The 13,141-nt window shown below is 29.7% G+C and carries 10 protein-coding genes; 3 read left to right on the forward strand and 7 right to left on the reverse strand.

Annotated features, from left to right (window positions below; all coding sequences use genetic code 4):
* Positions 1–48 precede the first annotated feature (48 nt).
* The 4 genes from der to NPA11_RS01945 form a co-directional block, all read right to left on the reverse strand.
* Positions 49–1,356: a ribosome biogenesis GTPase Der gene (der, locus tag NPA11_RS01930; RefSeq protein ID WP_257043136.1), complete on the reverse strand. Its 1,308-nt coding sequence runs from the start codon at positions 1,354–1,356 to the stop codon at positions 49–51.
* Positions 1,349–2,023 carry a (d)CMP kinase gene (gene cmk / locus NPA11_RS01935; RefSeq protein WP_257043137.1) on the reverse strand — a complete coding sequence of 225 codons (675 nt, stop codon included), beginning with the start codon at positions 2,021–2,023 and terminating at the stop codon, positions 1,349–1,351. The genes der and cmk overlap by 8 nt, the downstream gene beginning before the upstream one ends.
* Before the next feature lie 14 nt (positions 2,024–2,037).
* Positions 2,038–2,457, reverse strand: coding sequence for a hypothetical protein (locus NPA11_RS01940; protein ID WP_257043139.1), 420 nt, complete (start codon positions 2,455–2,457; stop codon positions 2,038–2,040).
* 93 nt (positions 2,458–2,550) lie between these two features.
* Positions 2,551–3,549 carry a hypothetical protein gene (locus tag NPA11_RS01945; RefSeq protein WP_257043140.1) on the reverse strand — a complete coding sequence of 333 codons (999 nt, stop codon included), beginning with the start codon at positions 3,547–3,549 and terminating at the stop codon, positions 2,551–2,553.
* Between the two features lie 215 nt (positions 3,550–3,764).
* Here NPA11_RS01945 and NPA11_RS01950 point away from each other — a divergent pair, with 215 nt between their 5' ends.
* Positions 3,765–5,660, forward strand: coding sequence for a ribonuclease J (locus NPA11_RS01950; protein WP_257043142.1), 1,896 nt, complete (start codon positions 3,765–3,767; stop codon positions 5,658–5,660).
* Between the two features lie 6 nt (positions 5,661–5,666).
* Here the strand turns inward: NPA11_RS01950 and NPA11_RS01955 are convergent, their stop codons facing one another.
* The gene (locus NPA11_RS01955; protein WP_257043144.1) at positions 5,667–8,405 is read right to left on the reverse strand and encodes a hypothetical protein; all 2,739 of its coding nucleotides are present in this window, start codon (positions 8,403–8,405) and stop codon (positions 5,667–5,669) included.
* Between the two features lie 127 nt (positions 8,406–8,532).
* On the opposite strand from NPA11_RS01955, the gene NPA11_RS01960 reads away from it, so the two are divergent.
* Both NPA11_RS01960 and NPA11_RS01965 read left to right on the forward strand, forming a co-directional pair.
* Complete coding sequence (locus NPA11_RS01960; RefSeq protein ID WP_257043145.1) at positions 8,533–9,372, forward strand: DegV family protein; 840 nt, start codon at positions 8,533–8,535, stop codon at positions 9,370–9,372.
* 2 nt (positions 9,373–9,374) lie between these two features.
* A complete protein-coding gene (locus tag NPA11_RS01965) occupies positions 9,375–9,851 on the forward strand; it encodes a PTS sugar transporter subunit IIA (protein WP_257043146.1) in 477 nt (158 codons plus the stop codon).
* 46 nt (positions 9,852–9,897) lie between these two features.
* Here the strand turns inward: NPA11_RS01965 and NPA11_RS01970 are convergent, their stop codons facing one another.
* Together NPA11_RS01970 and NPA11_RS01975 are read right to left on the reverse strand one after the other, a co-directional pair.
* A complete protein-coding gene (locus tag NPA11_RS01970) occupies positions 9,898–10,659 on the reverse strand; it encodes a hypothetical protein (protein ID WP_257043147.1) in 762 nt (253 codons plus the stop codon).
* A gap of 93 nt (positions 10,660–10,752) precedes the next feature.
* On the reverse strand, positions 10,753–13,119 hold the full coding sequence (locus NPA11_RS01975; RefSeq protein ID WP_257043148.1) for a phosphoketolase family protein: 2,367 nt from the start codon (positions 13,117–13,119) through the stop codon (positions 10,753–10,755).
* Between the last annotated feature and the right edge of the window lie 22 nt (positions 13,120–13,141).

The following is a 13,141-nucleotide window of genomic DNA, read 5'->3' on the forward strand; positions in this document are numbered from 1 at the left end:
CTAATTTTACAAATTTAAAAAAGATAAGAATTTAAATTCTTATCTTTTTTATTCTAGACCGTTTTTGTTTTTAAAAATCAATTTTAATGGACAACCTTTAAAATTAAAGTTTTGTCTTAATTGATTTTCTAAAAAGCGTTGATACGAAAAGTGAAGGTATTTCTTATTATTTACAAAAAATGTGAATGTAGGTATTTTTGCAAGCTCTTTCCGTACATAATAAATATTTAATCTACCACCATTATAGGGTTGAGCTTTTTGAATCATTTGTGTTTCCAGAATGAGATTTGATAAAAGCGATGGTTTAATGTCTCGTTCAAGGTTTTCTCTAACTTCAGTAAGAGTTTGTATTAGTTTATTAATTCTTTGATTGTATTTAGCTGAAATAAAAACAAACGGAACTCAAGGTACAAAATGAAATTTATTACGTAAAGTTTTTTCGTATTGAGCCATTGTATTAGTTTCTTTTTCAATTAAATCCCATTTATTAATCACAATAATAATTGGTTTTTCGTTTTCGAGGGCATAGCCAATAATCCGTGCATCAAAGTGTGAAACTTCTTTTTGAGTGGCGTCAAGGACAATTAAGGATAAATCAGCTTCAGCAAGTGAATTCATTGCACGCATTAATGCATAATGATCAACGCTTTCAATTAGTTTACTTTTTCGAGTAATTCCAGCTGTGTCAATAATATTATATTTTTGATTATTAATTTGCACAATAGATTTAACACTATCACGAGTAGTCCCAGCAATTTCTGAAACGATTGAGCGATTTTCATTACATAAATTATTTAATAAGGAACTTTTCCCTGCGTTAGGTTTACCGATAATGGCTAAATTAAATACATTTTCAACTTCTACATCAGTAAAATCAAGCAATTCCGCTGCTTTGTCCATGACATCTCCAAGTCCTTCTCCGTGCATTGCTGAGACAGGAAAAATGTCATCAACTCCAAGTTTATATCAACTATAATCAAAATCTTGATTACTTTCAAGTTTATTTGCTACAGCAATAATGGGCTTATTGCTTTTACGTAAAATATTCATAATAAAGAGATCATCATTGGTAATTTGGCTAGTTCCGTCAAAAAGAAACAAAATAACATCAGCATCTTGGATAGCAATTTTAGCTTGAATTTGGATTTGTTCTTGAAACGGGCGATTTTCAATTTCAATTCCACCAGTATCAATGATTTTAATTTCTCTTCCTGTTCAACTAATCTTTTCGTATAATCGATCTCTGGTAACGCCAGGTTGGTCGTGGACAATAGATACTTTTTTTCCAATTAAACGATTAAAAAATGTACTTTTACCAACATTTGGTTTTCCGATAATTGCAATAGTATTACGCATTTTTTACCTTTATTTGCCTTTTAACTAATTCAATAATTTTTTGAATCACTTCTTCAATTTCTAAATCAGTACAATCAATTAAAAATGCATCTTCAGTTTTATGAAGTGGATCAATTTCTCGATTCATATCTTGAGCGTCTCTTTGCTTAATATCATAAAGAACCTCTTCATAACTAGTCTGATAACCCATTTCATTATTTTGTAAATAACGGCGTTGTGCGCGTTCTTTAGGATCAGCCCAGAGAAAGATCTTTAATTCCGCATGAGGCATTATTTTAAAGGTTGTATCACGTCCATCAATAATAAAACCTTTTTCTTTTTTAGTCATTTCTTGGATAAATTCAACAACAAAGTCTCTAACTTGTTGAATTTTTGCAACAATTGGAGTGGCTAATGAAATGTTTTCACTCCGAATAATTTTGGTGATATTATGACCATTTAAAATCACATTTTCATCAGCTTGCAATTCAATCATACCTTTTTGCAAGGTTGCTAAAACTTCATCTTTGTTTTTAAGATTGGCTCCTTGTTGTAAAGCATTATAAGCAATGGCTCGATAAACACTTCCACTATTGATGAATGTGTATTTTAATCTTTGGGCGATTTCCTTAGAAACGGTGGATTTTCCTGCTCCAGCTGGACCGTCAATTGCAATATTTACCTTCATAACCCTCCCTAAATTTAAAGTTTAAATTTATTAACTACAATAACATTTTGAAGTTGTTCTTGATCTTGCTTTTTCTTAGAATTTAAATCATTATTTAAGTATGTTTTTAAAATGTTATTAAATTCATCCATACAAAAATCACGCTTATCAAATCAAAACAATTCTTGTTTTTGTCAATTGATTTTGACTTTATTAATGTTATTTTTAATCAATTGAGCTTGGTCTAAAACTAATAAATCATTCAATTTAATCGAAACTGGGGTCTGAAAATTATTATTAAAATTATTTTGAGAAGTTTTTAGTTTAAGTTTTTTCTGCATTCACTTAAAATCATTGTTTAAATCTTTATTTTCCTTTAAAGCTAATGTCTTGAGTAAATTAAACTCAATATCATCTTGATCTAAAACATTGTGATTTAGTGTTTGATTTTTCATAATTTAAACAATTATAACGAAATATAGGGAAATATGAACTTAAATAATAAAGATTGAACTTGCAAGTTCAATCTTTATTCTAATCATTTTAAATTATTTTAAAACAATTCGAAGATTTGTTGAAGTTCCATCTTTTTTCTTAATAAATAAAGTAATAACTCCATTTTTCATGTTGTATTCAGCTAAAATGTATTTGTTATTTTTATTAGCTTTAGTATCAACTTCTCCATTTTTTCCTACAAGTTGAATTTTATCGTAAAAGTCTTTTTTAAGAGTAAAAATCTTATTTTCTGGTGCATCGGTAAATCTTGAAAAGCCAAATCCAAATTCAACTACTTGTCCATTTGAATCCTTGTCATCGTATTTATTATAATGTTGCACCGAAACAATTGGTAATCTTGGATTTTTGCTTGCACTTAAAGAATTATCTTGTAAATATTTGTTAATTTCTTCTAATGAGCGTGTAGTTACAACTTTAAACTCATCAGTTTCTTTTGGTGCTGGATAAATAGATTCTACATTGATAAGTTCAGTTTTGTTTGTTTCCTTTTTAAACCCTGAAATTTCTTTAAAGGAAACAATGCTTTGGTGTCCTTTATCACTGTTATATGTAGCATAAACGGCAACTACAGCTTTTCCATTATCAGCAAGATCATTTACATATTTAAGCATATTTTTGCTTGAAAATGTTGTTTTGAAATTTTTATTACTTAATAAATCAAAGCTTACAGTAACATTTTCTTTCTTTAAAACTCCAAAACTACTCAATGAATATTTTAACTTGAGATCTTTTTTTGAAAGTTGCGAAGCACTTTTATCAAATTGAACATTGTTATCAACTAATAAAACTTGTGTATCTTGTAATAATTTTCAAAGTTCTTGGTGAGCTTGAGCGTTAACTTGTTGATTTGAAGCTCTTGAGCTTGTATTAGCTGTTGATGAACTTGATTTATCTGGTGATTTGGTTGTTGGAGTGATTTGTGGAGCTTCTTGAGTTTGATAATTCTTAACTGCTAAATATGAAGCCGAAGCGGTAAATGGAATTGCAATAGCAGTTAAAAAACTAGAAATTTTAATTAATGATTTTTTCATTTTACTTCCCCTGATTTTGAATGACTGAATATGTTTTTTGAATTATAGCAAAATCAAGTAAATACTCACAAAATACTTTAAGTATTTTACAAAAAACAAAAATTTTATGAAGTAATTTTCATATACTTGTTTATAATTGAAAAAGTTATTAGACCTTTTTAAGTGTTTAATTAAGAATTCACATTCAATTCATAATGAAAAAATTAGGAGTTTTTATGAACCCAACAAGAATAATTCCTCTTGGTGGTGTTGAAGAAATCGGGAAATCAACGCTACTGATTGAACAAGAGGATAATATTTTTATAATTGATGCAGGAATTAAATTCGCAGACACATACAATACTGGTGTTAAAGGAATTATTCCTGATTATTCATATTTAAAATTACCCAACAAGAAAATTCAAGCACTTTTTATCACTCACGGACATGAAGATCATATTGGTGGAGTGATTTATTTAGTTCAACAAACTAGTTTAAACAAAATCTTTGCTCCTAGAATTGCAATTCAATATCTTCAATTAAAATTTGATGAACACAAAATTCAAAAAGCGGTCGAATTTGTCGAAATCAAGAAAGGAGATGTCCATAAATTTGAAGGTGATGTGACTGTTGATTTTTGAACCGCTCAACACTCAATTCCAGATGCATTCGGAATTAGAATCACTACTCCAAATGGATCATTAATGTGTACTGGAGATTTCCGTTTTGATTACACTCCAATTGGTAATTTAACCGATTTTGCACGTTTAAAAGAAATTGGAGATCAAAAACTAACTGCTCTTCTTAGTGATTCGACCAATGCAATGAGACCAAATCACTCTCCAAGTGAGAGCGATATTTTAATCGATATTGAAAACCATATGAAAGAAGCGAAAAAGAAAATTATTGTCACTACCTTTGCTTCGAACTTAACACGGGTAAAAGTTATTATTGAACTAGCTGCAAAACTTAATAAAAAAGTAATTACTTTTGGTCGTTCAATGATTCAGGGTGTTCGAATCGGCCGTAAATTAGGATATATTAATGCTCCTAATGATGTTTTCGTGGATAAAAAACAACTCAGTAATATAAAAGATTCTGATTTAGTAATATTAACTACTGGTTCACAAGGTGAACAATTAGCTGCTCTATCAAGGATGAGTTATGGAAAACATGCTTCAATCAAAATTTCCAAGGGTGATTTGATTTTATTTTCTTCAAGTCCAATTCCAGGGAATCGGATGGTAATCGAATTGCTTATTAATCGTCTTTACAAACTTGGGGCAATTATAAAAGAAAATGGTTCTGATGGTTATTTACATACCTCTGGTCATGCTTATAAATGAGAACATGATAAGATTTTTCAACTCACTAAACCAAAATACTTTCTTCCGTATCATGGAGAATATCGTATGAGTATTGTTCATGGACAAACCGCTATTGAAAATGGTGTAAAACCACAAAATGTAATTGTAATCGAAAAAGGTATCATTTATGAAATGCTTAACCAAACCATTACCAAAACTAACAAGAAAGTTAATTATGGGCCTTTATACATTGATGGAAACTCAATTTTAAGTGTTACCGGAAAAATGTTAAGTGAGAGACAACAACTCAAAGATAGTGGATTTTTAAATATTAGCTTTTTAATTGATAAAAAGAAAAACAACATTGTTGCTCGTCCACAAATTATTACACGTGGTAGCTTTTTTGTTAAAACTTCTAAAGAATTAGTTGAAGAAGCAAAACGGATCGCACATGGGGCAATTTTATATATTATTAAAAATAATCCGAAATGAACCACTCAAGAACTTGAGCAAATTGTTATCGAACGTTTATCAGGCTTATTTTACAAGGAAAAGAGAAGAAATCCAATTATTATTCCAACTATTCTTTACCTTGAAGAAAAAAGCGATCCTGAACTTAATAAGTTAAAAATTAAATTTCTTTCTCCAAAAGAAAAGCGTAATTTACTAAATTTAAATTCTGAAAAAGAAAATCCTAACAACCAAGAATTAACCAAGAATAAGAAAACTCAAGCAAGAATTAAAAAGCAATTAAATCAAATTAAAAAAATGCTCTTTGAAACTGTAGATGAACAATTAGATATTGATGAAGAAGATGAAAAATAATTAATTTTATACTGCAATTGCCGATACAAACACAAGAGTAGAAGTAACCTTTCCTCCTGAAAAATTATAATCATTTTCACTTAAATTATGTGGGCCATAAGAACTTGAGCTACTTAATAACTCTCCAACCTTAATTTTTGCATCAAATTCGGTTCGAACTGTAATTACCCCATCATTTGAGAGCGAAACTGTAAATCAAGAATCGGCTTGTGTCGTTTTGTAATCGTACTTTATTGTATAAAAGGTCACAATATCGCCAGTGGTGGCCGTGGTATAAGAATAACTGTCTCCTCTTAGAAAAGTTAAGTCACTTAAAAAATAATCATTTCAGAGTTTTTTTGTCTTTTCTCTTCTTGTTAGAATGAAATTTTTCATTTTCTGATCGATAATATCGAAATAAAAAACTTTAATATCATGGAATAGATCAATATAATATTTTTCCTCACTTGAAGCTGAAATTTTTATTCCATTATCTGCTTTTCTAAATGAGATTGCTTCTTCTTTTGGAATGATCAATTCTTTTTTATAATCCTTATCCAAGGACGTATTTAACACTGTTTTTTTACGAACAGTTAAACCATTAATTTCACCCAATTTCTCAATACTGATTATTTTTTCGTTTAAATTAGTGATTTGATTTCTTGCTCTCTCTATCTCTTTTTCTAATTCTTCGGTTTTTAGGTTTTTTTCTATTTTTTCAAGTTCATATTGTTTAATTTTTCCGTTAATTTGTTGAATATCGCTATCTTTGGTAGCGATTATTTTATCTTTATCTCCAAGCTTTTTATTAATCACTCGCTTATATAATAAAAGCATTTCGTCAAATACATTTGAATAATGAGCTAAATATTTCTTAAATAAACCATTCATTTGTTTATAATCTTGCGAATCCTTAGATTCAAAGCTTTTTCCAATTAAAGAACGTAATTTTTCAACGTTAATTTTATCTTTAATTGCTTCTTCAATAATACTATTTGCAGTTGTTTTTAATAAGTTTAATTTATTTTTTAAATTTTCAATTGTTGATGAAAGATCAGAGAGGGTTTTTGTTTTCTCATTTTTAACGCTAGTTAAAAATGTTCGAGTTTGCTCTAATTCTTTACTGATTTTTGTAAGTTGTATTTCTTTTTTATTAAGGTTTTCATTAGCCTGTTTTAGTTGTTCATTTACCAAAGTAAATTCATGAGTTTTGGATTGTAATAGATTTTTAGTCACAATTAAATTCTTATTTGCTTCATTAAGCTGTTGCTTGGTTCTATTGTAATCTTGCTTGAGAACATTAAGAACATTATCCTTATATTCTTGAATAACTTGGTCAGCAGTTTTTAACGCTGATTCGACAAATGGCTCGTATTTATTGATAAAGTCCTCACTAGCATATTGATCTTTGAGTCTTTCTAAATTAGCTATTTGCTCATTTAAACGTTGCGACAATTGAATTTTTTGAGAAGCGTCCGAAGCTTTTATTGCTATATCAATGTTTTTAAGCGAATTGATAATACTATTTAGCGAATTTTTAAATGATGTAGTAAGACTTTCTTTGAGTTTTTTTAAATTGGCTAAAACCTTAGTTTTATCACGTAGGGCTTGAGTCAGTTTATCATTTATCTCTTCTTTTTCGTGATTAAGTTGCTTGATTTCTTTATCATTTTGAGCGATAGTTTTTAAAGATTGTTCATAAAAATCTAAGTATATATTAATAGCTAATTCGCTATAGTTTGAACTAAGTTGAGTTCAATATTTGATTTTTGAAGAAAAAATATCAGTATCTAAAATCATTAAGGTTGAAAAATCATCGTTTTTAATTGCTTCTTGAAGTGAATTTCTTGCAAGTTGAACTTGTTCTTGTAAAAATGTTTGGTAATCACTCAATGATTTAGATAATCGCTCAAGATTATCCTTAAATTCTTCATTGGTTGTTTTAGAACCTAATTGGAGTGATTTTTCAATTAAGGTATCAGTAAAGTTTTTTAAAACAGTAACTGTTTCACTTAAATTCAGAGTTGTTTGAATGCTTTTTAGTATGCTTTCTTGTAGTTTTTTGGATGTATCTGAGATTTTTGAACTGAGTTGATTGATTCGATCTTTGTTTTGGTTGATTTCGTTGTTTAGATTATCAACTAATTCTAAATTATAATCATGGTATCTTTTTTGATAATCGTTTAAAAATTGTGAATTTTCCTTAAAATTAGCTGTATTAGCCAAATCTAAAAGGTTAATATTTGCGATTAATTCATTTAGTTGATTGATTTTTGTGATTAAGAATTCATTTTTGAACTTATCTGAATTTAATTCATTTAAATTTTTGAGTTTATCTAGCAACACATTAATGCTAATCAGTAATGAGTTTTTTAATTTATTCAAATGTGTTTTTAAATATTCTTGATACTGTTTGTTTTTCAATAATTCTGATGATACTCCTTCAGTAGAATTAATTAACTTGTTGAGTAAATCATTAGTTTCACCACTGAAAGTATCATTAGCAGCGTTAACAATTTTTAAAACGCCTTCAAGCGAAGAAACCTCATTTTTGAGTTTGGTATTCTCTTCTCGAAGCATTGTTATTTCGGTTTTAAGGACTGTAATTTCAGAATTTAAGGAAATAATTTCAGTTTCTTTACTTTTTAATTGCGAATTTTTATAGCTCAAAATTCCTAGAGCCGTTCCTAAAATTCCACCCCCAAACACTGATGTAGCACCAGTTGTAAGCAATGCTCTTTTTAATGTTCTTTTATTTTTAAACATAATCCTCCTTACAAAAGAACAATAAAAAAACTGAAAATTTTGTTTAAAATAAAATTATTTCCCGATTTTTCTATTTATAAAGTTTTTTAGAGTTCTTATTTTAGCTCTTTTAAAGTATAATAATGCTATGAAAAAATTAGGCATTATTATTGATTCATTTGCTTGTTTAACTTCAATTCAAGCAAAAGAATTAGAGTATCATTTATTGCCACTCCAGGTCGAAATTAACGGAGAATTGATCAAAGAAGAAACAATTAATAATATTAATTTACTTGAGCAAATTAAACAATCGCAATCTTGTAAAACTTCTTTACCAAATTTAGCTTTAATTCAAGAAACTTTGGACTTTTGTTCACAAAATTATGATGACACTATTTTTATTGGTGTGAGTGAACATTTATCGTCAACTCCAAAGTACATTAATTCACTTTCAAAAGATCACAATAATATTCATGTAATTAAAAACAATTTAGTCGGTTCACAAATTAGACGAGCGATCGAACTTGCTAAAGATATATATAATAAAACCCAAAGCATTATTCAAGTCAAAAAGAGCATTAAAAGTTTTGTTTCTAAATGTTCTACCTACATTTTACCGGCTAATTTAGAGCATCTAATTAAAGGTGGTCGTTTACAAGGTATTAAAAAATTACTGCTCACAACTATTAAAATGGTTCCATTATTAAAATATGACTCTGACGGTACTGTTTCAGTGGCAAGCCTAAAACGCACTTCTAAAGGAGCTATTGATAAATTAATTGAAAAAGTAAGTGAAGAAGCTAAGAATCTTAAAAATCCTGCGTATCAAATTATTCGAGGAATCGATCGAGTGATTAACCAAAAATTTGATCAATCTACACAAAATTTACCAATTTTAAATAAAGAAATTACTCCAGCTGCCATAGCAATTCATACTGGTCCAGATGCAATTTGTTTAACTTCAATGCCAAGTAAAGAGGAGATTTAACCATGCAATTACAAGTTAAAGATTTAATCTCAGAAGAAAACATTTTTCTAGATATTGTCGCTCAAGATCATGACCAAGCTTTATTTAAAGTGTCAGAATTATTGCAAAAAAACGGTTTTGTCAAAGAAGCTCAAAAGTTCTATGACGCTTTGTTATATCGCGAAAATTTAATGCCAACGGCATTAAATGGCGGAATTGCTGTGCCACACGGAGTCTCTTCAACAGTCAATAAATCCTTTATTTCGATTGCACGCATTAAAGAAGGTGTTGATTGGCATGCAGCTGATAAACAGGATGTTAAATTATTATTAATTTTAGGAACTCCAAGACAAGAAAGCGATTGTCAAATCGATGTACTTCAAATGATCAGTTTATGATCATTGGATGATGAATTAGTTAAATCGCTATACACTCAAAACGATCCTAAGTTAATCAAACAAATGATTGTGAAAAAGTTTGTAATTATTGAAACTGAATAAAAAACAACAAGAAAAATTCTTGTTGTTTTTTGTGAGTAAAAATATTTTAACCACGATATGAACTTTTTGTCAGGTAATTTAAATTTTCAGGATTTTCTCTTAATTCATCTAATACTTTGTTGAAAAATTTCAATGTCTTTTCTCTAGCATCGTTGGTAAAAATTCTTAATCCATCTTGGCGTTCTTTGCTTGAAATTTCAACAAATAATGCTAGTTTATTTAATAAATGTTTAGGTGCTCATGAACTAATTAGGGCAACTTGAGCATGAGTATTTTCCATTAATTTGATCATTCAATTATGCTGGAGTGAAATACTATTAACAATAATTAAGTCTTTTGATGTTAAAATTTTGCTCAAACCAAATTGTTCGTATTTATTAGCAACATAAATAGCGTTTTTATTCATGCGTAAAAGTTGAATATAAAAACCTTGATTCATTCATGAAGCTCCTGATACTCCAACGAGTAAAATTTTATGAGCTGTATTTATTAATTGAGCTAAATTATAAGCATTGTTTAGCTTGATTTTTTTCGGTTTATGCTCACTATTTTCAATCATTGAGTTATGGATGTATAAAAGCTCTTTGACATTACTTAGGCCGATTCGGCGAGTAAAAAATGTAAACGTACTGGGTGAAACTGCAATTTCGGTACAAAATTTTCTCGCTTGAGTAAGCAAAATTCCACGTTTATTTCGAATGAGTAATTCTGAAGCAATATATGAGTGAATATCATTAGAGCTATTTTTGACATTAATTAAACTTGAAACATATGCAGCCTCTTTTTTGCTGTTGACCGTACTTCTCATAGTTTTATTATATCAAAACAAGATTATAAAAAAGTAAGGTCTATAAAACTATTCAGCCTGATGCTTTCTAGTTTATAAACCTTACTAAATAAATTATTTTTTGTTAATTCCTTTTCATTTTCAGTTTCTTACCTCAGGCATATCTATTCCATGCTCATAAATATATTTTTTATGCTCTTTAATTTTGTTTTTCATACGGTTAACAAAATTAATTGATTGTGATTTAAGAGCGGCTTTAGCTCCAGTGATTGACATGTGGAAACGATCCATTTCAGACATTAAACGAATGTCAAATGATGTAGTAATATCTCCGTTTTCTCTATATCCATGTGGGTATAATTTTCGGTTTTTTCTAAGGAAGAAAATATCTCTTAAAATTCCTTCAAAGCCGTGGAAAGCAAATACAACTGGCTTGTCTTTGGTAAAGACAGCGTCAAATTCTGTATCTGAAAGTCCTCGAGGATCAATGCTTGGATGTCTTAATTTTAATAAATCAATAACATAAACAAATCTAATTTTTAAATTAGGGAATGCTTCGTGTAAGTATGAAATTGAAGCCAGTGCCTCAAGGTTTGGTTCAGTTCCTGAAGCAACAAAGACAAGATCTGGCTCTTCATTTCTTTTAGTTGTTGATGCTCACTCAATGACTTTGTATCCGTTTTTGAGCATTTGTTCAACTTCAAAAACTGAATATCATTGTTCTCTTGGTTGTTTTGAAGCAACAATTAAGTTAATGACATCTCTTTCTTTGAATGATTTATCTAATACAGCTAAAAGTGAGTTAGAATCAGCTGGTAAATATTCTCTAATTAATTCTGGTTTTTTATCAGCTAAGTGTCCTAAAATCCCTGGATCTTGGTGAGTGTATCCGTTATGATCTTGTTGAAATGCTGTTGAAGTAGCGATAATATTCAATGATGGATAATCATTTCTTCAATGCACTTTTTTAGCTTTAGCAACTCATTTCATGTGTTGAGTAAGCATTGAATCCACCACTCTTAAGAATGATTCATAACTCGCAAAAAAACCATGTCTCCCAGTTAAAACATATCCTTCAAGCATTCCTTGAACTTGATGCTCTGAAAGTTGTGAATCAATAATTCTTCCGGCAGGTGAAAGCGATTCATCAAGGTCAGGCTCAATTCTTTCCATTCATTGTCGATTAGTGACTTTAAGCACATCAAATAAACGGTTAGATTTAGTTTCGTCAGGTCCAAAAACTCTAAAATTTTTAGGATTTTGTCTAATTACTTCAGCAAGATATGAACTTGCAGTAACCATATCTTGTGCTTTCATTTCTCCTGGTTTGAAATTAAGAACAAATTTGGTTCAATCAGGAAGATTTAGCTCTTGTGGCTTCACCCCTCCATTTGTAATCGGGTGCATTGCCATTCGTTTAAGACCTTGAGGTGCAATTTGAGCAAATTCTTGCTTAAATGACCCATCATTATTAAATAATTCATGAGGCTTATATGAAAGCAATCATTCTTTTAATTCAGATAAGTATTTTGGTTTTTCAGCACTTACAGGAATTGGAACTTGGTGAGCTCTAAAACTTCCTTCAATAGTTAAATTGTCAAATTTATTTGGAGCTGTTCATCCTTTTGGAGTACGAACAACTAAAGCAGGTCAAATTGGACGAGTCGCACTTTCAGCTGTTCCTTTTCTTGCTTTAGCTTGAATTTTCAGAATTTTTTTAATGGCTTTGTCAAATTTCGAGGCCATTATTCCGTGAATTTTCTCTTCATCCCCAACATTTGCTTCAACAAAAATAGCTTCTCATCCGAATCCAGCAAGAAGTTGAGAAATTTCTTTGTCACTTTTTCTGCTTAAAATAGTAGGGTTTGAAATTTTTGCACCATTAAGATGCAAAATAGGCAATACTGCTCCATCATTAACTGGATTAATAAAACTTGAAGCATACCATCCTGCCATTAATGGTCCAGTTTCGGCCTCTCCATCTCCAATAACTGTAGCGGCAATGATATTTGGATTATCTAAAATCGCTCCTACTGCATGGCTAATTGAGTAACCTAATTCTCCACCTTCGTGAATTGAACCAGGAGTTTCAGGAGCAGCGTGTGAAGCAGTTCCCCCTGGAAAACTAAAGTGTTTGAACAATTTTTGCATTCCATTTAAATCTTGTGTAATTTCAGGGAATAATTCTGTATATGAACCATCAAGATATGAGTTTGAAATCATTACTTGTCCACCGTGCCCTGGGCCTTCAATATAAAACATATCTAGGTTATATTTGTTAATTACACGATTTAAATGAGCGTAAATTAAGTTTTGCCCTGGAATAGTTCCCCAGTGTCCAATTGGATATAACTTAATATCTTCAGGTTTTAATTCTTCGAGTAAAAGCGGATTATTTTTTAAGTACATTTGACCAAGGCTTAAATAATTAGCAGCTCTTCATCATGCATGAATTTTGTTTAAATAACTTTTTTTCTTCATAAGACCTTTCTTTTTATATGTT

Source organism: Mycoplasma sp. 1578d (assembly GCF_024582695.1).
In the GTDB taxonomy this organism is placed as follows: domain Bacteria; phylum Bacillota_I; class Bacilli_A; order Mycoplasmatales; family Metamycoplasmataceae; genus Mycoplasmopsis.